We start from the raw sequence: 26,293 nt of genomic DNA, 5'->3' as shown, positions 1-26,293 counted from the left end.
TCAAGTGACTCAGATTATGAGATTCCTCATTCCTAGAATCACAATATACGCACCAAATATTACACAAAGACCCATTAAAAAAAATTAGTGTTTTATTTTATAATCTGAAATCTGAAATCTAAAATCTAAAATATTATCTTTGTTGTGTAAAAAATTACATTTTATGGAAACCGTACTAGATTCTAATATACTCCCTGTAGGAAAACCAAAATGGCTAAAAGTAAAATTACCTATTGGCCAAAAATATACCGAATTGCGTGGACTTGTAGACAAATACAAACTAAACACCATTTGCACCTCTGGAAGTTGCCCAAATATGGGAGAATGCTGGGGAGAAGGAACAGCAACATTCATGATTTTAGGAAATATTTGCACTCGTTCTTGTGGCTTTTGTGGTGTAAAAACAGGAAGACCAGAAACAGTCGATTGGGACGAACCAGAAAAAGTGGCCCGTTCGATAAAAATAATGAACATTAAACACGCTGTGATTACAAGTGTTGATAGAGATGATCTAAAAGACATGGGGTCTATCATTTGGATAGAAACCGTAAAAGCAATCAGAAGAATGAATCCTGAAACAACTTTAGAGACATTAATTCCAGATTTTCAAGGTGTAGAAAGAAATTTAGACCGAATCGTAGCAGCCAACCCAGAAGTTGTTTCACACAATGTAGAAACCGTTCGTAGGTTAACTCGCGAAGTAAGAATTCAGGCTAAATATGACAAAAGTTTAGAAGTTTTACGCTATTTAAAAGCCAAAGGAATAAAAAGAACAAAATCCGGAATCATGCTTGGACTAGGCGAAACCGAAGAAGAAGTCATACAAACCATGAAAGATTTGCGTGAAGCCAATGTAGATATTGTAACCATAGGGCAATACTTACAACCTAGTAAAAAACACCTTCCCGTAAAAGAATTTATAACCCCTGAACAGTTCGAAAAATACGAACTTTTGGGTAAAGAAATGGGATTTCGCCATGTAGAAAGTGGCCCTTTAGTTCGTTCGTCATATCATGCACAAAAACACATATTATAAAAATGCTTATTTAGCCATTTATTTAACCAAATAAAGAAAACCCCGAATAATTTTGAAAACACGTATTGCAATAAATGGTTTTGGAAGAATTGGTCGAAATTTATTTCGACTATTACTAAACCACCCTACAATTGAAGTCATTGCAATAAATGACATTGCAAACAACAAAACGATGGCTCATTTATTGAAATATGACAGTATTCACGGTGTTTTACCCTCTGATGTCTCTTCAAATGAAGAGGCAATTTTAGTCGATGCAAAACCATATTTATTTTTTCATGAAAAAGAGATTTCAAAATTAAACTGGAAATCTTTAGCTATAGATATTGTCATAGAAAGCACAGGAAAATACAAAACTTTCAACGACATAAACGCACATATCTTAGCGGGTGCAAAAAAAGTAATCCTATCTGCTCCTGCCGAAGTAGAAAACATAAAAACTGTAGTTCTAGGTATAAATGAACACATCCTAGACGGAACAGAAACTATAATTTCTAATGCAAGTTGCACCACAAATAATGCCGCTCCAATGATAAAAGTTATCCAGGAATTATGCGGTATCGAGCAAGCTTATATTACCACCGTGCACTCTTATACCACCGATCAGAGTTTACACGATCAGCCACACAAAGACTTGCGTAGAGCCCGTGGAGCAAGCCAAAGCATAGTACCCACAACAACCGGCGCTGCAAAAGCATTAACAAAAATATTTCCAAATCTAGAAGGCAAAATTGGAGGTTGTGGCATTCGTGTTCCTGTTCCAGACGGCTCACTGACCGATATAACTTTCAATGTAAAACGTGAAGTTACTATTCAAGAAATAAATCTTGCTTTCAAAACAGCAGCAGAAAATAAGTTAAAAGGAATCCTTGCTTACACCGAAGACCCTATTGTTTCTGTCGATATTATTGGAAATAAAAATTCCTGCTTGTTTGATGCACAACTCACTTCTGTTATAGACAAAATGGTCAAAGTAGTAGGGTGGTACGATAACGAAATTGGCTATTCTAGTAGAATTATCGATTTAATTTTAATTATTCATAAAAAATAATTATATTTAGTTATGCTTCCTTAACCCAAAAAAATGCCCAAACAATTATTCGTATTTTTATTTTTTATTTTTTCACTTTCTGCCTTCTCAAGAAACGCGGAAGAACCCATATTAAAAACAGACAGTTCTACTTTTTACACAAAAAAAGCCAATTATTTTAAAACAAACAAGCGGTTTGACAAAGCACTAGAAAACGCAAAAAAATCGATCGCTTTTGGCAAAAAAAACAATAATAAAAGCGTAGTAGCAAACGGCTACTATTGTTTGTCTACAGTGTATATAGATTTAAAAAAATACGATATTGCTATTGAAAATTTATTACGAACAGTTTGTATCCTAAATACCATTCCTGTTAATTCTAAATTAGCACTAACTTACTACAATCTAGGCTTGTGCTATATGCAAAAAGAAAGCTTTAACAAAGCCGAATCCTATTTTCAAAAAGCAAATTTAGTTTACGAAAGCATCAATTTATCTAATGCAATAAATATGGTAAACCTTGAAAAAGGACTTATGTATTTAAACAAAAAACAAGTAAATCAAGCCGAAAATATATTTCTACAAATTTCAAAATTACCTATAGGAAAAGACAAATTTAAACTACAATCTGAAGCATTATATCAATTAGGACTAATAAAATCAAAAGAAAAAACATATAATCTTGCTGTAAATTATTTAAATAGAGGCTACAAATTAAGTGTTGAGAATGACAATACCAGTCAGCAATTAAAAATTAGCAAAAAGCTAAGTGACGTTTACGACAATATGAAGCAAACTAGAAATTCACTTAATTTTTTAAAAATTTATACCCAACTAAAAGATTCTTTAAATTCTGTATTAAAAAACAGCGATAAAACTTTAATTAAAGTTGATGATATGATAGCTTCTTTAGATAAATTAGACAAAGAAAAAAAGCAGCAGGAAAAATCGAATAAGTTTTCTAAATTAATTAATATATTGAGTATTGCATTAATCACTATTCTTTCGCTTTTAAGTTTGTCTCTTTATAAAAATAATATCATCAGAAACAAATCGAACGAATTGCTTCGAGATAAAAATAATGAGCTCGAAATTGCAAAAGAAAGAATCGAAAAAGCATCGAAAGCCCGTGCCGAATTTTTATCGACAGTTAGTCACGAATTAAGAACTCCACTAAATGCCATCAATGGAATTTCGCATATTTTGCTAGATGACAATCCAAAACCAAGACAAATAGAATATTTAAAATCATTGAAGTTTTCGGGAAATCATTTGCTTACTTACATTAACGAAATTCTTGAGATAAACAGAATAGAATCTGATAATATCGAAATAGAAAATATTAGCTTTAATCTTAAAGAATTACTAAACAATATTCAAAATTCACTTAAAGAACAAGCCCGACAAAATAACAATCATTTTATTTTAACTATAGATAATGACGCTCCCGAAATTTTAATTGGCGATCCTACAAAATTATCTCAAATATTTATAAACCTAATAAGTAATGCTTTAAAATTTACCGAAAACGGAAATATCATTGTAAATGCTAGGGTTGTAAATAGAGATGATACCAGTTGCCTCGTTAAATTTGAAGTTAAAGATAATGGAATTGGTATTCCAACAGACAAACAAGAATCTATTTTTGAAAGTTTCTCGCAAGGATCTGTAGAAATTAACCGAAAATATGGTGGCACAGGATTGGGGCTAACCATTGTAAAAAGATTGCTTGCATTAATGAATGGAAAGATAGAAGTGCACAGTCAAATTGGTATCGGATCTACGTTTACATTCAATTTAAGTTTCACCATTGGTCAGGAAATCATTCCTTCAACTTTAAACAACCTTATTGATGAAAAAATATTTATCAATAAAAATGTTTTATTAGTAGAAGACAATAAAATAAACCAAATGATTACCAGAAAATTCCTAGAAAAGAAAAAAATACGTTGCCAAATATGCGAAACTGGCGAAGATGCGATAATAAAAATGCAAACTAATAATTACGACTTAGTCTTAATGGATGTGCATTTGCCTGGAATAAATGGAACTATAGCTACTGCCGAGATTAGAAAATTTAATACTACCACGCCAATCATTGCACTTACAGCAATTTCTCTGAACGAAAACAGAGAAATACTACTTTCTTATGGTATGAATGATGTGATTACCAAACCTTTTAATCCTGATAATTTTTATAAAGTTATAGAGTGTGCATTATTAATAGAGCCTAATATTGTATAATTAATTCTTTTATTAAATTACGAACATGAGGTTCTGCTTTTTGAGCAGCTTCAAGCACCTCAGCATGAGATACTGTTTCTATACTAGCTTCGTTACCCATATCTGTAATTATCGATAATCCGAAACACTCAAGATTCATGTGTCTGGCAACGATAACTTCAGGAACAGTGCTCATTCCTACACAATCTGCGCCAACGTTTTTAACCATTTTATACTCCGATAGTGTTTCGTATGTTGGGCCTTGCAAACCAAGATATACTCCATCTTGCACTTGAATATCTAGATAGGAAGCAATTTCTTTTGCTTTAACAATCATTTTACGACTATATGGTTCGCTCATATTTACAAATCGTGGTCCAAATCGTTCGTCATTTTTTCCACGAAGCGGGTGTTCTGGCATCATATTAATATGATCTTTAATTAAGATTATAGAACCCACTTTATAATTAGGATTTACTCCTCCTGAGGCATTAGATACAATTAGTTTTTCTACTCCAAGATATTTCATCACCCGAACAGGAAAAGTTACTTGCTTCATATCGTATCCTTCATAAAAATGGAAACGGCCTTGCATAGCAACTATTTTTTTTCCTTGAATGGTTCCGAAAACTAAAGCTCCCTTGTGCCCTTCAACCGTAGAAACTGGAAAATTTGGAATTTCTGAATAAGGCAAGATATATTCTATATTAATATCATCGGTAAAATTTCCTAATCCTGAACCTAAAATAACTCCATATTCTGGTAAAAAATTAGTTTTCCCTACAATATAATTAACCGTTTGTTGTACTAGATTCCACATAATTTATGATTTTTTTATCAAATTTTTTTTCGTTATTTACAAATAAACTTTTTATTGGTAAATAAAAAAGATTGTCACTATTTAGCTTTTCACTAAGGCGAACAAAATCTTTTTCGGTAGTAATAATGATTTTGTTTTTTGCTTTTTCTTTAATATCAGTAATATTTTTTTCTAAAAAATGATGATGGTCAGGATATACTAAGCATTCGTCATTTTGAGATTGCAAATGAGCAAAAAAAGATTCTGGCTTAGCAATTCCTGCTAGAAGTAATTTACTTGCGGTTTTTACCTCATTTACATTTAATACTTTGTTTGCTGAATATATTTTATCATCATAATCTATAAAGGTAAAAAACACTTCTGCTTTTTTGTTATTATAATTTATTAACGCTTCTTTTATTTTATTTTGTGCAAGTTCAGAAATATCTTTGGGGCATTTTGTGACAATTATCATATTGGCTCTTTTTGCTCCGCTCCTACTTTCTCGAAGATTACCTGTGGGCAACATAAAATCATTAATAAACAAATCATTGTAAGCAGTAAGTAGTATATAAAATCCTGCTTTAACTTTTCTGTGTTGAAAAGCATCGTCTAACAAAATTATTTCTGGTTTGTTAGGTAAGGAGAGTAATCGTTCGATCCCATTTTTGCGATTGGCAGCAACAGCGACTTGAATATTAGGGAATTTCTTGTAAAACTGAAAAGGTTCATCTCCCAAAATTTCTGCGTTTGAAGTAGGGTTTGCCAAGATAAAACCTTCAGATTTTCGCTTATACCCTCTACTTAATGTAGCAATCTGATATTTATTAGACAATAATCTGATTAAGTATTCTATTTGTGGTGTTTTTCCTGTACCGCCAACGCTTAGATTTCCTACTGCAATAACTGGTATAGGGAAAGCATGCGATTTTAGAATCCCACAATCGAATAAAAAATTACGAATACTGGTTATAAAATCATATAAAATGGCAAATGGGAATAGTGTTTTTCGTAGAAAATTCATTTTACGAATATACGATATTTTAAAAAAGGTACAAGTTAAGTTTAAACACGAATTTCACTAATTTACACGAATCAATTTATGTAAATTAGTGAAAATCGTGTTATATACATTTTGTTTTACAACTCTTTTTCCATTACAAAATCTTCCATCAAATAACCATTTTCAATTTCGATATCTATTGTTTTTACAATTAAATACCCTTGCTTTTTATAAAATTCTTGGGCTTTATTACCTCGATTTACATTTAGCAAAAGTATTGTATTCTTGTTTTCTAACGCTATTTTTTCTACTGCTGCTAATGCGAATTTACCAATTCCTTTTCCTTGTGTTTCTGGCAAAATATAAATCTTGTGTAATTTGGTTTTGTTTGAAGATTGGTAATTTAATTCATACGAACAAAAGCCTAAATATTCGTTGTTTTCTTCTATTAATAAAAAGACTTGATTTTCATGTATTAATAGATTTGTCAAGTAGTCTAAATTGTAAAATTTATCGAGCATAAATTTGAGTTGTACTTCTGGAAGAATTGTTCCGTATGTACTTGGCCAAATTTTATAAGCTAATTTTTTGATAATTTCTAATTTAGATTTTGTTGCAACAGAAATTTTCATAAGAAATTATAGTTAAAAGGTTTGTGTTTTTATTACCCACAAATTAAGAAGATTAGCACATATTTTTACTATGCTATATAAAAAACATTTTTAATTTTTTAATCTGTGGAAAATAATTTGATCAACATAAAGCGATTTATGCAATGACGAATTAGTTGTTTACTTTTCGTTGTTCTCTTGCTAGTAAAGTGTTTTTTAGCAACATTGCAATAGTCATGGGGCCAACTCCTCCTGGAACTGGCGTAATATGTGATGCTTTTTTAGATACGTTTTCGAAATCGACATCGCCCGTAATTACATATCCTTTCTCGTTTGTTTCGTCCGGAACTCTAGTAATTCCTACATCGATAATAACGGCACCGTCTTTTACCATTTCGGCTTTAAGATAATTAGGAACGCCTAATGCTGAAATTATAATATCTGCTTGTGTGGTAATTTGTGCAATATTTTTTGTGTAACTGTGTGTTAGTGTAACTGTCGAATTTCCTGGAAAACCTTTTCTTCCCATTAAGATACTCATAGGACGGCCTACAATGTGGCTACGACCAATAACTACTGTATGTTTCCCTTTTGTTTCTACTCCGTAACGTTCTAATAATTCTAGAATTCCGAATGGTGTTGCTGGAATAAATGTGGTCATATCGAGTGCCATTTTTCCAAAATTTTCTGGATGAAAACCATCTACATCTTTACTAGGGTCGATGGTCATTAGTACTTTTTGAGTATCTATTTGTTCTGGTAATGGGAGCTGAACAATAAATCCGTCTATGTCGTCATTCTGGTTTAATTCCTTTATTTTTTTAAGCAATTCGGTTTCTGAGGTAGTACTTGGCATTTTTACTAATGTCGATTCGAATCCTACTAATTCGCAGGCTTTTACTTTACTCCCTACATAGGTTAAGCTGGCGCCATCGCTACCCACAATTAATGCTGCTAGATGCGGTACTTTCTCGCCGTTGGCTTTCATTTTATTTACTTCGGCTGTAATTTCGTTTTTAATGTCTTGTGCTGTTTTTTTTCCGTCTAGTAGAATCATTGTTATTTTGGTCTTAAAGTTGAAAGTCGAAAGTCGAAAGTTTGTATGACTTTATGACTTTCGACTTTATGACTAATTATTATTTCATTCCTGGCATTCCGCCTTTCATTCCGCCCATCATTTTCATCATATTTTTCCCACCTGGACCTTGCATTATTTTCATCATTTTACTCATTTGATCAAACTGTTTCATGAGCTGATTAACTTCTTCTAGTTTTCTTCCTGCACCTTTTGCAATTCTTGCTTTTCGCTTCACGTCGATTATTGCTGGTTTGCTTCTCTCGGTTGGTGTCATCGAATATATTATGGCTTCAATATGTTTGAAAGCATCGTCTTGAATCTCTACATCTTTTAGTGCTTTTCCTGCTCCAGGAATCATGCCTACAAGATCTTTCATATTTCCCATTTTTTTTACTTGCTGAATTTGAGATAAAAAATCATCGAAACCAAATTCGTTCTTAGCAATTTTTCGTTGAATTTTTCTAGCCTCTTCTTCATCGTATTGCTCTTGCGCTCTTTCTACAAGCGACACAACATCGCCCATACCAAGAATACGCTCTGCCATACGCTCTGGATAGAAAACATCAATCGCATCCATTTTTTCGCCAGTTCCTACAAATTTAATAGGTTTGTTTACTACTGATTTAATAGAAATTGCTGCTCCACCACGGGTATCTCCATCTAATTTAGTAAGAATTACACCATCGAAATTTAAAATATCATTGAAAGCTTTTGCTGTATTTACGGCATCTTGTCCTGTCATTGCATCTACAACAAACAAGGTTTCTTGTGGTTGAATTGCTTTATGAACACGAGAAATTTCTGCCATCATTTCTTCATCGACAGCTAAACGACCCGCTGTATCTACTATAACGACATTAAAACCATTGGCTTTAGCGTGCTTTATTGCATTTTGAGCAATTTCTACTGGATTTTTATTTTCTGGTTCAGAGTAAACCTCGACACCTATTTGTCCTCCAACTACATGTAATTGATTTATTGCAGCAGGGCGATAAATATCGCAGGCAACCAATAATGGTTTTTTGTTCTTTTTAGTTTTTAAAAAATTAGCCAACTTTCCTGAAAAAGTAGTTTTTCCAGAACCTTGCAATCCTGACATTAAAATTACTGTTGGTGTTCCAGAAAGGTTAATTCCTGCTACATCGCCCCCCATTAACTCGGTTAATTCGTCTTTTACAATTTTAACTAATAATTGTCCTGGCTGTAAGGTTGTTAGAACGTCTGCTCCTATTGCTTTTTCTTTTACTTTGGCAGTAAAATCTTTGGCTATTTTGAAGTTAACATCGGCATCTAGTAAGGCACGACGCACTTCTTTTAGTGTATCGGCAACGTTTACTTCGGTGATTTTTCCGTGACCTTTTAATATATGGAAGGCTTTATCTAACTTTTCGCTTAAACTATTGAACATGATTTTTTTGTTTTGATGGTGCAAATATAAACTAATTGAAAGAATTTGCGAATTAGAAAATTAGATATTTTTTAAAGAATTTGCGATACAAAAATCAATCGATTTGATTAACTAATTCTTATAATGAATTAATAAATTCAAGCAAATTATTTCTATCTATGGTTGTTAATTGTTTAAATTTTAGTTTAGCTGTTTGTGCTTCTCCTCCATGCCATAAAATAGCTTCGGTTATGTTTCTCGCTCTACCATCATGTAGTAAATTAGTGTGTCCGTTTACTGTATTAATTAATCCTATTCCCCAGAGTGGTTGTGTTCTCCATTCGTTACCATTGGCAAGAAAATCTGAGGCATTATCAGATAATTCTTCTCCCATATCATGCAATAAGAGATCTGTATAGGGTCTTATGGTCTGGTTTCTAAAGGCTAGAATTGGATAATTTGTACTCGTTTGTATTTTTGGAACATGACATGCCGTACAATTTATTTCTTGAAATATTTTTTTTCCTTTTAACACGTTTTGTTCGGTATAATTTCTCCTTGCTGGAACTGCTAACGAACTGGAATATAATACAACTTTAGCTAAATTATCATCTGATATTTCAGGACTACCTCCGTTAGGAATAGTGTTCAAATTAACGCTTGGAGGAGCGTTTTCGTTAGGAAAAATACTTGTTGTAATTCCCATATCTCCTGAAAAAGCACCTGCTGCTTGCTGGCGTATAGTGGGTTGATTGGCTTTCCAGCCAAAACGCCCTAACTTTTGAGAATTACTTTCTACATCGTACACGTAATTTGCTTTTCCGCTTATTTCGTTACTATTATTAGTGGCTATAAATCCTAAAATAGTAGATTCTGGTACTGCTTCAAGTAAACCCAAACCAATCATCTGATTGGCTATTCTAGGTGACACTAAAACCCCACCTGCTAAAGCACCGTAACCCAAATTATTTATTTGATATATTGGTTTCCTAAGCTGAATAACTGTTCCGTCTGCTAGGGTTTCAGAAATTAATTGATAAGTTATTGTGTATTTCCCTTTTACAGTTTGCCCTAAAACAGCATTGTCTTGCAACTGCCCACCATAAATTGGATCAGAAAAAGAGCTGCCGTTAGGATGATTTCCCGCTAAACTTAAACGTAATAACAGACCACGACCTAATTCGCCATCGAAAGCTGGCGGACGACCACGACCATCTTTAAAATGACAGCTTGAACAAGAAACTGCATTAAAAAAAGGTCCTAAACCATCTCGTGCCGTTGTTGAAGCTGGTGCAGAAACCCAACTTTGTCTAAAAAAAGAATTCCCCATCCCAAAATCAGTTTGTTCCTCTTGAGTTAAATTCCTAGCAAAAAAACCAAATGCTTCTTCTGATGAATTAAATACGGTTGCTTGTCCTCCAGAATATTCTTCGCCATTTTCAGGCAAGAGAAGCGCTGGAACTTCCTGGTATTTACTATCATTATCAGTATTGCAACTTATAAACTGCACAAAAAATATAAATACTAAGATTTTTATGATATGTTTCATTTTTGAAAATATAAAAAATCGTTTTTAATATTAAAAACGATTTTGTTAATTTATTATAGCAAAATTATTAATTTAACTTGATAGATAATTATAAATGCTCATTATTTTTGAAATAGAAACAGATAGAAAAAAGTGGTCATAGACCTTTTTTTAGTTCACAAAGCTATTTTTGCTATAACAAAGTAAAACGTCTTAATAAAACAGAATAAGATCTATGTTATTAAAACGGCTTAATTTTATTATTTGCAGGGTTTTTTTATTAGGTATTGAAACAATCTTTGTGAGGTAGAAAAAGCCTCAAAAAGATTGTTTCAATATACTTTTAATTTTATCGAAGTTCAGCAAACTCCGTTTGTAATAAAAAAGCCCAACCCTTGTGGTAACACCCAAATAATGAGATTTTAAAAAATATTTTTATTATATAATTAGCGCAATTTACAAATAAATTAAATTACTCCAAACGGGTTAATTTACAATTATCCCAATTTTAGTTGCACCATTTAAAAGATTGGATCCTAAGTCTTTAAATTGCATTGCTGCCAATTTTACTTTGGCTCCTTCAACCGAAGTTGCGCCTCCTGAAATTGCAAGGTCGAAAGGATTGAAAAGAGCATTTGCTTTAGTTAGCGATAGCGCTATAGAGGCATTGGTTTCGGTATTGGCTTGAACATTGGCTTGGCTTACTAAATCTTCAAGAGAGGCACCATCTATAGAACCATATTTTCCTTGATAAACATTTATTACTCCTTGCAAATTTAATATAATATCTCTGTGTGTGTTGTCGCTAAAACAAGAATGTTCGTCTTCTTGATCAGCATTACCAAGTGCAACTTCCATACGCTCTACTGGTAATTCGGCAGAGATTAAAGTGGTTATTCCTAAATACATGTTTTTCAGAGCTTCATTTTCTGGCAACCCTAAGAATGTCGTTCTATAGGCACCGCCCACTTTCCATTGGTTTACTACCTCTAGTAGATTATCTGTTAATAAATCAGAGCAAGCAACAAGATATGCAGTTCTTCTTGCCTGATTTGCAGCTGTTCCGCCAGCAATAATATAATCAGTATAAGGTCTTTGCCCTGGTTTGTTTACCGATGGCGCAGTTAAATCTTGTCCCCACAACAAAAATTCAATTGCATGGTACCCTACAGATATGTTTTTTTCTCCTCCTAGTTCGTTTTGTTCTTTCAATACAGATTTAGTAATAATTGGAAACAGTGCTTCATTATTAACTATCCCAGCGTTAGGTGCCCCATTTACATAATCAATAAAATTTTCATCTAGAGGCCAAGAATTTAGAAAACTCTCTGGTCCTGTTGTATTATCTATTGGCCCATTTGCAAAGCGAAATGCTTCGGTAGTTCCGTAACTTTCTCTAGCTACTTTCCACTTATTTTTTGCATTATCAAAATTTACTTGGGTTGGAGTTGTTGTAAAAGTTGTTATTGCAGATTTAAGAATTACCGCATCATCATAAGCTTTCTTGTAATTTTCGTAGGCTATGTTTGCGTAATTTTCTATTACTTCTTTTTTTGTAACGTTTTTTACTGGTGCTACAACCGCTTCTTCTTTATCATTATTGCAGGACAAAAGTACTATTCCTGCCATTGTTAAAGTGATTCTTAAAAAGAATTTCATAATTGTGTTATTTAGAATGATTAAATTTAATGTAAAAGTATTTTTTTTTCACAAATAAACAATATTTATTTAGAATAAATTTAAATAATTTTATCAATTAGTTAAAGACTAATTAATAATTACTGTTTTTACTGTTTTTTCCGAATCATTACTGAGTTCTAAGAAATATTTGCCAGAGGTTAGATCTTCTAAGTTAATAGCATTAGTAAAATGATTGTTTTTTAAACTAATGGTTCGTATTAATTTTGCGTTTATATCGAATACTCTTATGGTATCAATATTTACTTCGGTTTTCTTACTGATATTAAAAATACCATCAGAAGGATTAGGAAAAATATTTATTTCGTTCGAATAATTATAATTTTCTTCCCCTAAAGTCGTAAAATTTATCAATTTAAAATCATAATTATCTCCATGGTGTTTATTGTCATAGCCATAGGTTGTTTTCTTTGCATAGGCCCAAATTATTTTTAGTGAGTTTCTACTGTATGCGAAAGTATAATCGGTATTTTCGGCAACAAAAGCTCTAGTGGCGACAATTGTCCTTGTACTGCCAGTTACTATATTACTGGTAAGCGTCCAATTATTTACTGCATCGGCCACGGGGTCATCATGATGGCCACCAACTACAAGCCTTTCATCTCCTAAAACGGTGCTGCTTTTCATTGAAACCATATCGGTATTTGGATCCATTTCATCTGCATTAAAACCAATAGCAAACCATTTGTTAGACGGGCCAGTTAGGGTAAGCGTTACAATTGATGTAGCTTGGTTAAGGTCAAACTTCACACTCATTACTCCAGGGTCTAGAATGACTGTTCCAGATGATTTTATTTGGGAATAACTGGCATTACAAATTAGTAAGAAGGCGAATACGCATTGAAATAATTGTTTTTTCATTAGTTGTTATTTATTGGTTAGTAATATAATTAATTCGGTATTCTTATTAAAAGTGGCGTAATCTAAAGCTGTTTTCCCGTCATTATCTTTATGATTTATATTAGTTTCGGCCTTTAATAGGAGTTTTGCTATTTCTGTTTTATTGAAAAAACAAGCGTAAATAAGTGCCGTTTTTTGGTTTTTATCGGTTATGTTTACATTCGCATTATGCTCAAGAAGTTTTTTAAGAATGTTTATATCGCCGCTCATTACACTCGCCATTAGTGCAGTTCCTGAAGTGGAGTTATAGTTAATCTCTTTTACTTTTTCGGCAAGAAACAAGGCTACTTTTACATTTCCATTATAGCAGGCTAAAATTAAAGGGCTGTATTGCTGGTCATTTAGCGTGTTAATAATTTCATGATTTGAATTATATAAAGATTCTATTTCTTCTAAAGTGCCATTTCTTGCTATTTGAAAAACATCTTTGTGCTGTGCTTTTGCAAACATTGTAAAGAGCAATAGAAACTGTAATATATTTTTAGTTTTCATATAATTACAGCTTATTTGGTATTTGTTGTTAATAGCGTTCTTACTCCTGCAATGTATCCTTGTTTTTCTGTGGGAAAATCTATAGAATACAAATTGTAGGCAATAGGGTCAATGTTTTGTAATTTCCAATTTTGTCCGCCATTGGTTGTTTTTAGTAAATCGCCGTATGATCCTGATGTATAACCTATTTGTTCATTTACGAAATAGATGGCTCTCATTTGTTCGTCTACGGGTAAGTATTGTTTGGTTACAGTATTATCAGTTAGATTTATTTTTAAAACGACACCTTCTTGTCCGCATATGTATCCAATGTTTGCTATAGGAAAATGCATGTCTTGTAATCTAACCGTTTCTTGTGTTGTTATTACTCCCCATGTAAGACCAAAATCGTTTGATCGTCTTAAAACCCCGTTCGATCCGCATACTATAATTGTCGTAGCATTGTAGATATAAACGGCTCTTAAATCTGTAGAACTAGTAAGTCCACTATTCTTTACCTCCCAAGTTGCTCCTCCATTTGTTGTAGTTCGAAGAATTCCTTTTGCTCCCACACAAACGCCATTATTTGCATCTGCAAAAGTCACTGCATACAAACGCTCTGTTGTACCACTTGTTTGTGTAGTAAAGGTTGTACCTCCGTTGGTGGTTTTTAAGATTGTTCCCAAATCACCTACAATCCAGCCTGTTTGATTGTCTATGAAATAATTGCTATAAAATTGTCCTAAAAGAGCAGGAGAAACTAGTTTTTGCCAGTCTTTACCTGCATTGTTGGTTTTTAGGATTACGCCTTCTTGTACAATACCGTTTAGGAATGTACCAACTGCAAATCCGGTATCTAATCCTTTAAAATCTATATCGTTGATAATAGAGTTTAAGATTAAACTGTTTGTGCTTATTGCATAATCCGTAACCTTTGGTTTTGGTTCTGGGAAACTCTCTTTCGTACACGATATAGCTAGAATGGTAAATATTATTAGCCCTATTACTGCTTTGTGTTTTAAAACTGATGTTTTCATTTTTTTTTTACTTTTAATGTAAATATTACAGTTTTTTAGTCTTTTTTAGATTTCAAGATTAATTTATTTCCTACAATATAACCTAGATTTTCGTCCCAGTAGGCAACATCAGTTAATGTACTAGATACGCCAGATTTTTCACGAATCCAACTTGTACCAGCATCTGTTGTTTTAAAAATTAGACCAAATTTCCCTACTACATATCCTACATTATCGTTTATAAAACTAATGCCAAACATAGTCTCGGTCATTGGTGGTTTTACAGATGTTATGGCATCATTTTCTAAATTTATTTTTAAAACCATTCCTCCAGAACCACAGGTGTAAGCGACCTTATTTGAAGGTGATTTTATTCTATACAATATTGTAGTTGCCGAGTTGGTAGTTTGTGCGGTTGGTAAAACCGTAAATGTTGTTCCGAAATCTGTTGTTTTTAAAATTATTCCAGCAGATCCTACAAGATAAAAAGTAGTTGTATCTTTAATGTAAATAGATCGCAATGCCGTAACAATATCAGCTCCAATAGCATTTTTTGCTACTTTTATTGTCCAATTTTCACCACCATCTTGGGTCATTAATATTTTTCCAGTAGCCGTAGTACAAACCCCTATGTTTTCATTAAGAAATTTTACGGCAAGAACGTTTTCTGTACTAGGTAATGTGGCTGGTTTTTTATCTGTCCAATTAAGTCCTTGGTTTGTGGTCTTTTTTATTACACTAGATTCTCCAACAATCCATCCTATTTGGTCTGATGTGAAATCTACATCGTTTAGGTAATTGGTTATTCCTAAATCTAGTTTGTCCCAAGTTACACCTTGGTCTGTTGTTTTTATTACCTGACCCATATCGCCTACTGCCATAGCAGTTGTTCTAGATATGACCTTGATGGTTGCATAATCTTTAATAGTGTTTAAATCTTCCAAAACTTTATAGGGATTGGGATATACCAAGGGCGCTTCAATATCAGTACGTGTACAAGAGGCTAAAGATACGATTGCTAAAAGCATTAATATTAAGCGTTTTATAGAAAATGTTTTCATTTTTATTATTAATTTGTTTTTATAATTATTACAGTTCAAAAGTGATTTCGAAAGATAAAGAGTGCCCTGTTAAACCATCTTCTCTATTATTATAGCCATATCTTAAACCAACATCTTTCATTGAAGCAAAGTGTTTTACAGGCTTTCCGTTGCTGTCTAATTTTAAATTAGCAAACGGTACATAACGAAGTGCTAATCCTGAACGAATTGCAGAAAAACTACCTAAATCTATGTCACTTGTATAAAAATCTCCAGGGGTATATACGTGCTGACCATAAGCTCGATAATAAGAGGTTCCTTCTTGCTTGTGGTATCTAAAAAAAGGCGTTGCCGCAAATGATTTATTAAACTTAAGTACGGTTTCTAATCCTAAAGTTATCGAATTAATATCCCAAGTATCTTTATACAATCTGGCATAACTTCTTAAAACTATAGCAGGATCTAAAAAGTAATTAAACCTTCCTGAAATGGCAATTTTATACCTTTCTCTTGGTAATTTTTCGATTCGAACTTCTTTCTGATACTCATCTCCTATGCCATCATTAAAATAAACCCGATGGAAGGGCGTAGAGAGTAAGCCTCGCTGTGCTAACAAATCTATTCCTACAGAGGCATTCATCTTTTGATTGATGGCAAATGAATATCCGTTTACAAGAGCATAAGAAGCTCTCCAATCTACAGGATATGCTTGTCCGTTTTTCGAGATCGACTCGCCGCTATATACAAAAGGTGTTGCATAAGGATTTACAGAACTTACTGAAGCCCCCGTTTCTGCATCTAAACCTGAAGCACGAAACTCACCTGGGTGCACAACCATCCATCTATCTAATGTTGCACCAAAGCTGGTTGAAATTGCACCATCATTATTTTGCAGCTTTTTTAGCAATGAGATTCCTGCATTTACAGACTGCACGTCATATTCGCTAGAGAAGCCTATTCTTGGAGATATTATTAGTCTTTCAGAAATTTGATGTTCGAAAGCAATGTTTGCATACATGCGGGTTTCGCTACCACTAATGCCTGAGTTACCACTACTGGCTTGAGAAACATATTTATCGATACTAGCTAAAGAAGCTGAGGTAAAATGATCTACTCCTGCATCTATAGCTAAAGCATCGGTCGATTTTACAGGAAGATATAAATGTACTTCTTGAGAAAAACTTTCTATTTTCTGGGAACCTAAACCGCCATTTACGGCACTTTTATTTCCATCTTGGTCGTAATAATTACTTAATAAAGTAATTTTAGTAGGTCTTTTGTCTTTTATCTCTTTTCGCTTTAGGTTTTGAGCAAATGAAAATTTACCCACTAACAGCATAAAGAGCATTATCAAAACGTTTAAACTAGGAAGAGAAGAGATAAATAAATGTATAATGAGCATAATAAAAGGAATGATTTATAATTTGAATAAGAATGATTTAATTGCAACCGCATCCACCACCTGTTTTTCCTGTTTCGCCACCAGAGGCGCCTTCTCGAAAAGAAAACCCTTCTGATTCTAGTTTTTCTATTGAGGTTGTTCCTGTTTGCATCGAATAGTCAGATACGTATTGCCTTTGATAAGCTTTCACTGGGGTACATCTGCTACAAGTAGTTATTAATATTAGCACTCCTAAGATTATTTTAATTTGTTTGAACATATTGATTTGTATTTAAATTGTCTGAATAATAATATTGATTCTTATCATCTATCATAAAGCACTGTATGTCATTAAATTGATTTACAAACGCCAAACCTTTTTCTAACCCCATCAAAAAAACAGAAGTCGCAATAGCATCGCACAATTCAGGATCTGGACTAATGATAGTAACACTTTGAAGCCCTTTTACAGGATAACCTGTTTGCGGATGTATGATATGTGAGTATTTTTCGCCGTGTATAAGAGCATATTTTTCATAACTTCCAGAGGTAGCCACAGCCTGATTTTCTAACGGCAACCAAGCAATGAAGGATTCTTTTTTATTAGGATCGGCAATACCAACACGCCAAGGAAACCCTTCACTATTCTTACCCCAACACACTAAATCGCCTCCTGCGTTTACTAATCCAGATTGAATTCCGTTTACTAAAAGAAGTTTCTTTATCTCATTGGCAATGTAGCCTTTACCTATTGCACCCAATTCTATTTTTGTCCCTTTATTAGTAATAAAAATAGATTTATTTTCGGGGTCTAATTCTACATATTTATAATTGATATTAGAAATAGATTTAGCAATTTCTAATGCACTAGGCAACTTGTACATTGGTTTGTCAAAATACCATATCTTATCTATAGAGGCAAAAGTTATATCAAACAAACCATTAGTAAGTTCAGCTATTTTTAAGCCTCTTTGTATTAAATAAAATAATTCATCGCAAACAACAACAGGACAAATTCCTGCCGCTTGGTTTACAGCATGCATCTGTGTGCCAACTTCCCAAGCCGAAATTATTTGTATAATCTCCTTAGCTTTGTCAAATCCTTTTCTTAATAGCAAAGAAGCTTCTTTTTCGTCATTTTCATCCATGACAATAGAAATAGATAAAATTGAAGTCATAGAAGGTATTGATTCTGTGTAGGTTTTCATGTTTTTTAAAGATTGCATGAAGATGGTTATTTTTTAACACTTGCTTTTAAAGCAAGCAAGCCTTTGTCATACCCCATGACTTTTGTAATTATTTTTCTTACATTCAAATTTTCATCTGCAATGACTAACAGCGGAAAAATACCGTTTGGATTTAGTTTTTCTGCAATAGCATCATTAGTTATTGCAATCTCTTTTGCTAATTTTTTCCGCTGGGGAAAATCGGCATTATAATATACATAATCAGTACCTAAAATTGTAGCAATCTCTTTTTGCTCGACAAACTCTTTTTTAAATACATGACAAATGGAACACCAATCTGATCCAGAAAAATAAACCGCAATATATTTATTAGTGTCCTTAGCTTTCTTTACTATTACCAATTCGTCGTTACCACCAGAAATAGAAGAAGCAGAACATAAAGACATCGTAATGACTATGAAGAAAAATGTTTTTAATTGTTTCATTGTTTTTATTTAGAATGATTAAATTTAATACAAAAGTATTTTTTTTTCACAAACAAACAATCTTTATTTAGAATAATTTTAAATAAAGATTGTTTGTTTTAAATTTAGATTATATATTTGCGAAAATTATTTTAATTCAATCTAAATAAAACACTATGTTAAACGAAAAAATTTTATTAGCTTCATTAGCTTTTATATCATTAGCTTCTTGTACTAAAGATGACGAAACTATACCCGCTGTAGTAGCCCCTACAAGTTTCAATTATAATATTCCTGCAACCTATACATTCGAAAGAAATTCTGTAACATCTGTAGATTATGCCGGACAAACAAGCCGTTTATTAATGCTAGACGAAATGGGCAACTATATAAAAACTGCTGCAACAACCGCAACAGCAGTCGATGATGCATTCTTATCGGATATGTATGAGAACAAAAACAACCGTTTCATAGGAGCAGGCTTAAACGCTTCAGGAAAACAATTAAAAGACAAGACCGCAGCATCTAAAGACTATTTTAGTTTATATCAGGGTGGTGGTTCAGTAGTTGAACAAACAGAGATTAGAAATTTGTATGTAACGCAGTTCGTGAACGCCAAAGCAGCCAGCCAAGGAATTAATGCCAGTGCAGGAATAGCAGGTATTTATACTGATGGGACTAGCAAAAGATTGTTTGCTACCAACGGATTAGAGCCTCAGCAAGTTCTCCTAAAAGGTATGATGGGTTCTTGCATGATGGATCAAATTTGCAACAATTATCTAAGTTTAAACAAACTAGACGAAGGAACTAATAGAACTAATAACACATCTAAAGTTTTAGAAACAGGTAAATCCTATACAACGATGGAACACAATTGGGACGAAGCTTACGGTTATCTTTATGGTGCAGACAACACAACTACAACACCAAATACTTTCAAATTTTGGAGTAGTTATATAAACCAAGTAAGTGCCGATTCAGACTTTAACACCCTTAAAGCCGATATCGATTTAGCATTCCGCAAAGGTAGAGCAGCTATTGTTGCTAATGATTATGCGGTTCGTGATGCGCAAATAGATATTATTAAAGCAAAAATAGCAATGATTCCTGCCGTAAGAGCGGTCTTTTATTTACAAGAAGGTAAAGGAAAGTTAACAACAGCAAATGGTGCCGGTGCATTTCATGCTTTATCAGAAGCTTACGGTTTTATCCTTTCTTTGCGTTACACAAACAAACCAGGAACAAACAACCCATACTTTACTAAAGCAGAAGTTGATACCATGTTAGCTTCTATGATAAGTGGCACAAATGGTCTTTGGGATATAAACACACTAGGTCTAAAACTAGATGCTATTTCAACTCAAATTGCTGCAAAATTTGGTTTTACAGTACTGCAGGCTGCTACGGTAAATTAATTTAGATTAAATTAAAAACAATTTGTATTTTTGCAAAATAATTTTATTTTTATATGAAAAAAGTAGTCTTAATTTTAAGCCTAGCAACGTTTTTATTTTCCTGTTCAAAAAATGAAGAAGAAACTGTAAAGACTGAAAACGCTTATGACAGAACAGCCCTATTAACTAATTGGGCAAACAATATTATTGTGCCTAGTTATGTAAATTACCAAGAAAAAGTACAATTATTAGTAACAAATATAAATAATTTTAACACAACGCCAACCGTTTCTAATTTAGAAACGGTTAGAGCGTCTTGGTTAGAATCATATAAAGCATACCAGTACATTTCGATATATAATTTTGGCAAAGCCGAAGAAATTTATATAAAAGAATCCTCAAATACTTATCCTACAAACAGAATAGGAATTGAAGCAAATATCACTTCTGGAAGTTATAATTTAGAGCACCTATCGCAATTTGACAAACAAGGTTTTCCTGCGCTAGATTATTTGCTAAATGGATTACACACAAATGATGCTACAATTGTTGGGTTTTATACAACGAATACAAATGCTACAAATTACAAATCATACCTACTGGCTGTTGCCAATAGATTAAAAACCAATGCAGACGCTATTGTTACCAGCTGGAATTCAGGCTTCAAAACCAGCTACATTGCCAACAACGGCACCTCGGTAAGTAGTTCTATAAACAAAACGGCCAATAATTTTGTAAAAAACTTAGAGAAAGACATTCGTACAGGAAAATTGGGTATTCCAGCAGGCGTTTTTTCTAGTGGCGTAAAATATCCTGAAAAAACAGAGGCTTATTATAAAAATAATATATCAAAAATATTATTAAACGAAGCCGTAAAAGCCAGTCAAGATTTTTTTAATGGTAAGCATTTCAATAGTACAACAACTGGCGAAGGATTTAGGTCGTATTTAGACTTCTTAAATGTGGTCAGAAATGGTCAAAAATTAAGTACCATTATCAACAATCAATTTACCCCTATTTATGCGGCAAACAACGCATTAAACGATAGCTTTTCGCAACAAGTAACTAATGACAATACAAAAATGCTTGCTGCTTACGATGCTTTGCAACAAAATGTTGTGTACACAAAACTAGATATGATGCAAGCTTTAAATATAGCTATCGATTATGTGGATGGTGATGGCGATTAATCATGAATTTTAACCTCAAAAAATATCTAAATACATACTCAGAAGCTACAACGCTAGCCTTTTTTAGACTAGCGTTTGGTTTTATGATGCTTTTTAGTTTAATTCGTTTTGCAAGTTATAATTGGATAGAAAAATTTTATATCCAACCCCAATTTCATTTTACTTATTATGGTTTTAGCTGGGTAAAATCTTTAGGAATTTATACTTATTTGCTGTTTCTAATTGCAGCAATTGCAGCGCTGTTTGTGGCTATTGGCTATAAATACAGAATTGCAATTATTACATTTTTCTTGAGTTTTACATATATCGAATTGATTGACAAAACGACTTATTTAAATCATTACTACTTTATTTCGATAATTAGTTTTGTGCTTATCTTTTTACCTGCCAACGCTCAGTTTTCTGTAGATGCTTTTAAAAACAGTAAAATTGCTTTTCAAAAAATTCCTACTTGGAATACCGATATTTTAAAACTATTATTAGGAATTGTTTATTTTTATGCGGGTTTAGCAAAACTAAATTCTGACTGGATTCTTGAGGCTATGCCACTCAAAATATGGCTACCCTCTAACTCTAACCTACCAATTATTGGTTCATTACTTAGCCAAAATTGGGTTCACTATGCCTTTAGCTGGACAGGAACATTGTATGACTTAAGCATTGTTTTTTTGTTATTATATAGAAAAACTAGAGTATTTGCTTTTGTTCTTGTTGTTATTTTTCATGTTCTAACAAAAATTTTGTTCCCAATTGGTGTTTTTCCTTATGTCATGATTATTAGTACTCTGATTTTTTTCGATACTAACTTTCATAAGAATTGTTTGATATTTATTTCTAATCTATTAAAAATAAATGTTAACTGTTTTGAAAATAAAAAAGTAAAAATTCAAGAATATAATACAATCAACAAATTAAAATTAATATTTATTGGTCTGTTCATTACTTTTCAATTATTATTTCCCTTTCGATATCTTTGCTATCCAAACGAATTATTTTGGACCGAAGAAGGTTTCCGTTTTTCTTGGCGTGTAATGCTTATGGAAAAAGCAGGATACACACAATTTATTGTAAAGGACCTCACGACTAAAAAAGAAATAAGAGTAAATAACAGTTCTTTTTTAACTACATTTCAAGAAAAGCAAATGTCATTTCAACCAGATTTTATATTAGAATATGCACATTATCTTTGCGAATTTTATAAAAAACAAGGTCTGAAGAACCCAGAAGTTTATGTAGAAAGTTATGTTGCGCTAAACGGAAGATTGAGCCAAAAATATATAGACCCAAAAATAAATCTTGCAAACCAGTATGAATCTTTCCAACACAAAACTTGGATATTACCTTTTAACGATGAAATTATCGGATTTTAAATTTTTAGTTTTTATACTTTTCAGCTTCAATTGTTTTTCTCAAAATAAAATTTCGGGAACAATTACTTCAATTTCTGGAGCAAAATTACCTTTGGTAGAGATTTATAATAAAACAACTGGAACAAAATCGTTTTCTGACAAAAACGGAGCTTTTTCTATTGAAGTAGAAAAATTAAGCAACTATGATTTTACCTTTTATAAAGAAAATTATAGTATTGTAGAAATCGAAATGGCACCATCAGAAAAAAATAAAATAATAATTTTAGAAAAAATAACCACCCTTTCGGAAGTTGTTATAAAAAATCAAAAAGAGAAAATTTTTGCGCTCAATAAATTGCGAGATATTGAAGAAACTGCTATTTATGCTGGTAAAAAAACCGAAGTTATTGCTATTGAAAAACTAACCATAAATAAATCAACCAATAATGCTAGACAAATTTTTGCGCAAGTTGTAGGTTTAACCATCAACGAAAGTTCCGATGGCGGACTGCAACTTAGCATTGGCGGTAGAGGATTAAATCCTAATCGAACCTCTAATTTCAATACACGCCAAAACGATTATGATATTTCTGCCGATGTTTTGGGTTACCCCGAAAGTTATTATGCCACACCAACCGAAGGTTTAGCAGAAATACAAGTTATTCGTGGTGCTGCTTCATTACAATACGGAACACAATTTGGGGGATTGGTTAATTTCAAAATCAAGAAACCAACTACAAAACCATTCGAAATTACTACTAGAAACACCGTCGGATCCTATGGTTTATTTACCAATTTTACTTCGTTATCTGGAACTAACGGGAAATTTAGCTATTATACTTTTTACAATTACAAACAAGGTGATGGTTTTAGACCCAATTCTAACTTTGAAAGTAAAAACTACTTTGGAAACTTAAATTATCAATTTACAGACAAAACTTCATTGCATTTTGATTATACCCATTTTAGTTATTTAGCCCAACAAGCAGGTGGATTAACCGATGTAATGTTTAACAAAAACCCATTACAAAGCAACCGAACAAGAAACTGGTTTGCTGTAAACTGGAACTTATTTGCTTTGAGGTTAAAGCATAAATTTAATCCTACAACAGATTTTTCATTGCAATTATTTGGGCTAGATGCCTCTAGAAAAGCAATTGGTTATCGTTCTAACCGTGTTTCAAATCCTGATGCTTTAGAAACAGAAAGAGATTTAATAATTGGAGTGTTTAAAAATTGGAGTGCCGAAGCCCGATTTCTGAAAAGATATAAAATTAAAAACAACATTAGTGCTTTTTTGATTGGGGCTAAATATTATCAATCTGATAATTCAGGAATTCAAAATGCTGGAAGTTCTGGTAGCGATGCTAATTTTGAAGTTGCTTCAAATGAATTTCCTTTTTACCAAAATCAATCCAATTATAAATATCCAAACTTAAATTTGGCTGTTTTTGGTGAAAATATTTTCAAAATATCACCAAAATTTTCTATAACACCAGGGTTTAGATTCGAAAATATAAAAACACAGGCTATTGGTTTTTATAGACAAATAAACCGAGATTTTGCTGGAAATATAATCCTTGATAAAAATATATCAGAACATATCATTAAAGATAGAAACTTACTTTTGCTAGGAATTGGCTTGAGTTACAAACCCAAAAACAGAATAGAATTTTATGGAAATATTTCTCAAAATTACCGTTCAGTAACTTTTAACGATATACGCACTGTATCGCCAAGCCAAGTAATAGACAAAAACATTTCAGATGAAAAAGGATATACCTCCGATATAGGAGTTCGCGGGCAAATTAGCGATAAAATTACATTCGATACTAATATTTTTGGACTGTATTACGACGATAAAATTGGAGAGTTTGAAAGAAGGAACCCTAATGGTTCTGCTGCAATTGTGAGATTTAGAGGCAATATAGGAACTGCTGTAACCTATGGTTTTGAGACAATGTTAGACTGGAGTCTAAGTAAAACTTTTTTTGCTACTAAGAAACAACTTACTTGGAATGTTTTTTTAAATACTGCCATTACAGAATCTGAATATCTGAATTCAGAAATATCTAATATTAAAGGTAAAAAAGTTGAATTTGTGCCCTTATATAATATAAAAACTGGAACAGGAATTGGTTACAAAAATTTTATGTCGGGTATTCAAATGGCTTATGTTTCTTCGCAATTTACAGAAGCAAATAATAATTTTACCGATAAAAACGATAATACGTATGGTATTTTTGGGCAAATACCTACTTACTATGTTGCAGATTTCTCGTGTTCTTACAAATTGAAACACTTTAAAATAGAATCTGGAATAAATAATTTTACAAATAATAGTTATTTTACCAGACGTGCCACAGGCTATCCTGGTCCTGGGATTATCCCGTCTGATAATAGAACTTTTTATGCTACTTTAGAGTTTGTGTTTTAATCGATTTTAATAGGCATTTTATTTTCACCAATTGCAACAAATGTAAATTCTCCTATTATTGCTTTTTCTCTAGAATTTGTGTACATTTCTTCAATAAAAATATCTACACTAACCTTTAGACTTGTAGTTCCTAAATAAGTTACTTTGCCTATAAGTTCTATAATTGTTCCATGAGGAATTGGTCTTTTAAAATCTATTCGATCACTGCTTACTGTTACCATTTTCTGGCGGCTGTATCTTGTGGCTGTTATAAAAGCAACTTCGTCCATATATTGCATTGCGGTACCGCCAAATAAGGTATCGTAATGGTTTGTTGTGTTAGGAAATACGGCTTTAAAAACCCGTGTAATAGATTCGTTAATTTTTTCTTCTTGTGTTTTCATATATTTAAGATGCTATTCTTTCGAAAGCGATATAGTTTAAAAATTCTCCTTTTTTATTAAATTTCGGAATTGCTTCGATTTCGCATAAATAAGTAGAACCGTCTTTTTTGTAGTTTATAATTACTTCTTTAAATGGTTTTTTATTTATTATTGCCTTTCTAATATTATTTTTTATGCTTTCTGAAGTTAAAACTCCTTGAAACATTTTGGGAGATTTTCCAATAATTTCGTCCGAATTATAGCCTGTTATTGCTACAATATTTTTTGTTACAAAAATAATTTTGAAATTTTCGTCAGTTACAATAATGTCTTTCTTATCGTTATTAACGATTTTTAGGAAACTTATTTTTTCGTTCCAATTTTTCTGAATAGCATCAAAATCTAATAATTCTAAATTCTTAATACTATGAAAATCCCAACATATAATTGGCAAAGGAATTGTTTTTAAAGATTTTCTATACTTAGCAAAAGCTTTGTCGTACTGCTCTAACATACTCGTATATTTTTAAAATATTGTAAAGCAATAGTAAAATTGAGGGGTAATCGTGTGTGTTTCATGCTTATTCGTTTTTATATTTAAAAAAGTGAATAAAACAAACGCATGGTTTCATTAGAGATTAATGAAGTTACGTGAGTCTAAGCACTTTCGTGATGCTTAAACAAAAATTAATTATATGTATCTGACTTA

The 26,293-nt window shown here is 32.4% G+C and carries 24 protein-coding genes; 7 read left to right on the top strand and 17 right to left on the bottom strand.

The features are described from left to right. Window positions 1-163 precede the first annotated feature (163 nt). The 3 genes from lipA to B0A57_RS07385 are packed head-to-tail and all read left to right on the top strand — an operon-like array spanning window position 164 to window position 4,310. Window positions 164-1,036: a lipoyl synthase gene (lipA, locus tag B0A57_RS07395; protein WP_034097652.1), complete on the top strand. Its 873-nt coding sequence runs from the start codon at window positions 164-166 to the stop codon at window positions 1,034-1,036. A 52-nt stretch (window positions 1,037-1,088) separates the two neighbouring features. Next, complete coding sequence (gap, locus tag B0A57_RS07390; protein WP_011963588.1) at window positions 1,089-2,087, top strand: type I glyceraldehyde-3-phosphate dehydrogenase; 999 nt, start codon at window positions 1,089-1,091, stop codon at window positions 2,085-2,087. Between the two features lie 33 nt (window positions 2,088-2,120). After that, window positions 2,121-4,310 (top strand): tetratricopeptide repeat-containing hybrid sensor histidine kinase/response regulator, encoded by a 2,190-nt coding sequence (locus B0A57_RS07385; protein ID WP_034097650.1) that lies wholly within the window; start codon window positions 2,121-2,123, stop codon window positions 4,308-4,310. Here B0A57_RS07385 and B0A57_RS07380 read toward each other — a convergent pair. The 15 genes from B0A57_RS07380 to B0A57_RS07310 form a co-directional block, all read right to left on the bottom strand. Further along, complete coding sequence (locus B0A57_RS07380) at window positions 4,297-5,109, bottom strand: purine-nucleoside phosphorylase (RefSeq protein WP_034097648.1); 813 nt, start codon at window positions 5,107-5,109, stop codon at window positions 4,297-4,299. The two genes, B0A57_RS07385 and B0A57_RS07380, sit on opposite strands and share 14 nt — an antisense overlap. Then, window positions 5,081-6,112, bottom strand: a complete 1,032-nt coding sequence (gene lpxK, locus B0A57_RS07375) for a tetraacyldisaccharide 4'-kinase (protein ID WP_034097646.1) — start codon at window positions 6,110-6,112, stop codon at window positions 5,081-5,083. The genes B0A57_RS07380 and lpxK overlap by 29 nt, the downstream gene beginning before the upstream one ends. 116 nt (window positions 6,113-6,228) lie before the next feature. Beyond that, a complete protein-coding gene (locus B0A57_RS07370; RefSeq protein ID WP_011963592.1) occupies window positions 6,229-6,723 on the bottom strand; it encodes a GNAT family N-acetyltransferase in 495 nt (164 codons plus the stop codon). 151 nt (window positions 6,724-6,874) lie between these two features. Further along, on the bottom strand, window positions 6,875-7,759 hold the full coding sequence (locus B0A57_RS07365; protein WP_011963593.1) for a bifunctional 5,10-methylenetetrahydrofolate dehydrogenase/5,10-methenyltetrahydrofolate cyclohydrolase: 885 nt from the start codon (window positions 7,757-7,759) through the stop codon (window positions 6,875-6,877). Between the two features lie 79 nt (window positions 7,760-7,838). Beyond that, window positions 7,839-9,188 (bottom strand): signal recognition particle protein, encoded by a 1,350-nt coding sequence (gene ffh / locus B0A57_RS07360; protein WP_011963594.1) that lies wholly within the window; start codon window positions 9,186-9,188, stop codon window positions 7,839-7,841. 118 nt (window positions 9,189-9,306) lie between these two features. Beyond that, a complete protein-coding gene (locus tag B0A57_RS07355) occupies window positions 9,307-10,716 on the bottom strand; it encodes a di-heme oxidoreductase family protein (RefSeq protein WP_034097644.1) in 1,410 nt (469 codons plus the stop codon). 465 nt (window positions 10,717-11,181) lie between these two features. Next, window positions 11,182-12,354 (bottom strand): imelysin family protein, encoded by a 1,173-nt coding sequence (locus B0A57_RS07350; RefSeq protein WP_011963596.1) that lies wholly within the window; start codon window positions 12,352-12,354, stop codon window positions 11,182-11,184. Window positions 12,355-12,462: 108 nt separating this feature from the next. Beyond that, window positions 12,463-13,254, bottom strand: coding sequence for a T9SS type A sorting domain-containing protein (locus B0A57_RS07345; protein ID WP_034097642.1), 792 nt, complete (start codon window positions 13,252-13,254; stop codon window positions 12,463-12,465). Between the two features lie 6 nt (window positions 13,255-13,260). Next, on the bottom strand, window positions 13,261-13,785 hold the full coding sequence (locus B0A57_RS07340) for an ankyrin repeat domain-containing protein (RefSeq protein ID WP_038466224.1): 525 nt from the start codon (window positions 13,783-13,785) through the stop codon (window positions 13,261-13,263). A gap of 11 nt (window positions 13,786-13,796) precedes the next feature. Next, on the bottom strand, window positions 13,797-14,801 hold the full coding sequence (locus tag B0A57_RS07335) for a YCF48-related protein (RefSeq protein ID WP_011963599.1): 1,005 nt from the start codon (window positions 14,799-14,801) through the stop codon (window positions 13,797-13,799). A gap of 35 nt (window positions 14,802-14,836) precedes the next feature. Beyond that, window positions 14,837-15,841 (bottom strand): WD40/YVTN/BNR-like repeat-containing protein, encoded by a 1,005-nt coding sequence (locus B0A57_RS07330; protein ID WP_034097639.1) that lies wholly within the window; start codon window positions 15,839-15,841, stop codon window positions 14,837-14,839. 28 nt (window positions 15,842-15,869) lie between these two features. Further along, window positions 15,870-17,168 (bottom strand): DUF3570 domain-containing protein, encoded by a 1,299-nt coding sequence (locus B0A57_RS07325; protein ID WP_162179048.1) that lies wholly within the window; start codon window positions 17,166-17,168, stop codon window positions 15,870-15,872. Window positions 17,169-17,259: 91 nt separating this feature from the next. After that, the gene (locus B0A57_RS07320; protein WP_227032647.1) at window positions 17,260-17,451 is read right to left on the bottom strand and encodes a DUF4266 domain-containing protein; all 192 of its coding nucleotides are present in this window, start codon (window positions 17,449-17,451) and stop codon (window positions 17,260-17,262) included. 13 nt (window positions 17,452-17,464) lie between these two features. After that, complete coding sequence (locus B0A57_RS07315) at window positions 17,465-18,409, bottom strand: FAD:protein FMN transferase (RefSeq protein ID WP_059223299.1); 945 nt, start codon at window positions 18,407-18,409, stop codon at window positions 17,465-17,467. A 26-nt stretch (window positions 18,410-18,435) separates the two neighbouring features. Further along, window positions 18,436-18,873, bottom strand: a complete 438-nt coding sequence (locus tag B0A57_RS07310) for a thioredoxin family protein (RefSeq protein WP_011963603.1) — start codon at window positions 18,871-18,873, stop codon at window positions 18,436-18,438. A gap of 155 nt (window positions 18,874-19,028) precedes the next feature. Here B0A57_RS07310 and B0A57_RS07305 point away from each other — a divergent pair, with 155 nt between their 5' ends. From B0A57_RS07305 to B0A57_RS07290, 4 genes are read left to right on the top strand one after another with little or no spacing between them, the layout of a single operon-like run. Continuing rightward, window positions 19,029-20,267, top strand: coding sequence for a DUF4856 domain-containing protein (locus B0A57_RS07305; protein WP_034097628.1), 1,239 nt, complete (start codon window positions 19,029-19,031; stop codon window positions 20,265-20,267). A 53-nt stretch (window positions 20,268-20,320) separates the two neighbouring features. After that, window positions 20,321-21,436: an imelysin family protein gene (locus B0A57_RS07300; protein ID WP_034097624.1), complete on the top strand. Its 1,116-nt coding sequence runs from the start codon at window positions 20,321-20,323 to the stop codon at window positions 21,434-21,436. A 2-nt stretch (window positions 21,437-21,438) separates the two neighbouring features. Beyond that, complete coding sequence (locus tag B0A57_RS07295) at window positions 21,439-22,806, top strand: HTTM domain-containing protein (protein ID WP_034097623.1); 1,368 nt, start codon at window positions 21,439-21,441, stop codon at window positions 22,804-22,806. After that, window positions 22,787-25,222 (top strand): TonB-dependent receptor family protein, encoded by a 2,436-nt coding sequence (locus B0A57_RS07290; RefSeq protein WP_034097621.1) that lies wholly within the window; start codon window positions 22,787-22,789, stop codon window positions 25,220-25,222. Before B0A57_RS07295 ends, B0A57_RS07290 begins: the two co-directional genes overlap by 20 nt. On the opposite strand, the gene B0A57_RS07285 is transcribed toward B0A57_RS07290, so the two are convergent. Together B0A57_RS07285 and B0A57_RS07280 are read right to left on the bottom strand one after the other, a co-directional pair. Continuing rightward, on the bottom strand, window positions 25,219-25,605 hold the full coding sequence (locus B0A57_RS07285) for an acyl-CoA thioesterase (protein ID WP_011963608.1): 387 nt from the start codon (window positions 25,603-25,605) through the stop codon (window positions 25,219-25,221). The genes B0A57_RS07290 and B0A57_RS07285 overlap by 4 nt on opposite strands. A 4-nt stretch (window positions 25,606-25,609) precedes the next feature. Continuing rightward, complete coding sequence (locus B0A57_RS07280) at window positions 25,610-26,098, bottom strand: PAS domain-containing protein (RefSeq protein WP_011963609.1); 489 nt, start codon at window positions 26,096-26,098, stop codon at window positions 25,610-25,612. Window positions 26,099-26,293 lie beyond the last annotated feature (195 nt).

This window comes from Flavobacterium psychrophilum DSM 3660 = ATCC 49418 (assembly GCF_002217405.1).
In the GTDB taxonomy this organism is placed as follows: domain Bacteria; phylum Bacteroidota; class Bacteroidia; order Flavobacteriales; family Flavobacteriaceae; genus Flavobacterium; species Flavobacterium psychrophilum.
Note: the sequence above shows the minus strand (reverse complement) of the source record. Positions and strands in the feature narration are given on the sequence as shown.

What these genes read in the sequence shown, in the direction of transcription:
- B0A57_RS07290 (WP_034097621.1), top strand. Translation starts at nt 22,787, where the DNA reads ATGAAATTATCGGATTTTAAATTTTTAGTTTTTATACTTTTCAGCTTC.
- B0A57_RS07335 (WP_011963599.1), bottom strand. Translation starts at nt 14,801, where the DNA reads ATGAAAACATCAGTTTTAAAACACAAAGCAGTAATAGGGCTAATAATA.
- lpxK (WP_034097646.1), bottom strand. Translation starts at nt 6,112, where the DNA reads ATGAATTTTCTACGAAAAACACTATTCCCATTTGCCATTTTATATGAT.
- B0A57_RS07380 (WP_034097648.1), bottom strand. Translation starts at nt 5,109, where the DNA reads ATGTGGAATCTAGTACAACAAACGGTTAATTATATTGTAGGGAAAACT.
- B0A57_RS07300 (WP_034097624.1), top strand. Translation starts at nt 20,321, where the DNA reads ATGAAAAAAGTAGTCTTAATTTTAAGCCTAGCAACGTTTTTATTTTCC.
- ffh (WP_011963594.1), bottom strand. Translation starts at nt 9,188, where the DNA reads ATGTTCAATAGTTTAAGCGAAAAGTTAGATAAAGCCTTCCATATATTA.
- B0A57_RS07325 (WP_162179048.1), bottom strand. Translation starts at nt 17,168, where the DNA reads ATGCTCTTTATGCTGTTAGTGGGTAAATTTTCATTTGCTCAAAACCTA.
- B0A57_RS07305 (WP_034097628.1), top strand. Translation starts at nt 19,029, where the DNA reads ATGTTAAACGAAAAAATTTTATTAGCTTCATTAGCTTTTATATCATTA.
- B0A57_RS07315 (WP_059223299.1), bottom strand. Translation starts at nt 18,409, where the DNA reads ATGAAAACCTACACAGAATCAATACCTTCTATGACTTCAATTTTATCT.
- B0A57_RS07365 (WP_011963593.1), bottom strand. Translation starts at nt 7,759, where the DNA reads ATGATTCTACTAGACGGAAAAAAAACAGCACAAGACATTAAAAACGAA.
- B0A57_RS07350 (WP_011963596.1), bottom strand. Translation starts at nt 12,354, where the DNA reads ATGAAATTCTTTTTAAGAATCACTTTAACAATGGCAGGAATAGTACTT.
- B0A57_RS07340 (WP_038466224.1), bottom strand. Translation starts at nt 13,785, where the DNA reads ATGAAAACTAAAAATATATTACAGTTTCTATTGCTCTTTACAATGTTT.
- B0A57_RS07295 (WP_034097623.1), top strand. Translation starts at nt 21,439, where the DNA reads ATGAATTTTAACCTCAAAAAATATCTAAATACATACTCAGAAGCTACA.
- B0A57_RS07285 (WP_011963608.1), bottom strand. Translation starts at nt 25,605, where the DNA reads ATGAAAACACAAGAAGAAAAAATTAACGAATCTATTACACGGGTTTTT.
- B0A57_RS07385 (WP_034097650.1), top strand. Translation starts at nt 2,121, where the DNA reads ATGCCCAAACAATTATTCGTATTTTTATTTTTTATTTTTTCACTTTCT.
- B0A57_RS07370 (WP_011963592.1), bottom strand. Translation starts at nt 6,723, where the DNA reads ATGAAAATTTCTGTTGCAACAAAATCTAAATTAGAAATTATCAAAAAA.
- lipA (WP_034097652.1), top strand. Translation starts at nt 164, where the DNA reads ATGGAAACCGTACTAGATTCTAATATACTCCCTGTAGGAAAACCAAAA.
- B0A57_RS07345 (WP_034097642.1), bottom strand. Translation starts at nt 13,254, where the DNA reads ATGAAAAAACAATTATTTCAATGCGTATTCGCCTTCTTACTAATTTGT.
- B0A57_RS07310 (WP_011963603.1), bottom strand. Translation starts at nt 18,873, where the DNA reads ATGAAACAATTAAAAACATTTTTCTTCATAGTCATTACGATGTCTTTA.
- B0A57_RS07355 (WP_034097644.1), bottom strand. Translation starts at nt 10,716, where the DNA reads ATGAAACATATCATAAAAATCTTAGTATTTATATTTTTTGTGCAGTTT.
- B0A57_RS07330 (WP_034097639.1), bottom strand. Translation starts at nt 15,841, where the DNA reads ATGAAAACATTTTCTATAAAACGCTTAATATTAATGCTTTTAGCAATC.
- B0A57_RS07280 (WP_011963609.1), bottom strand. Translation starts at nt 26,098, where the DNA reads ATGTTAGAGCAGTACGACAAAGCTTTTGCTAAGTATAGAAAATCTTTA.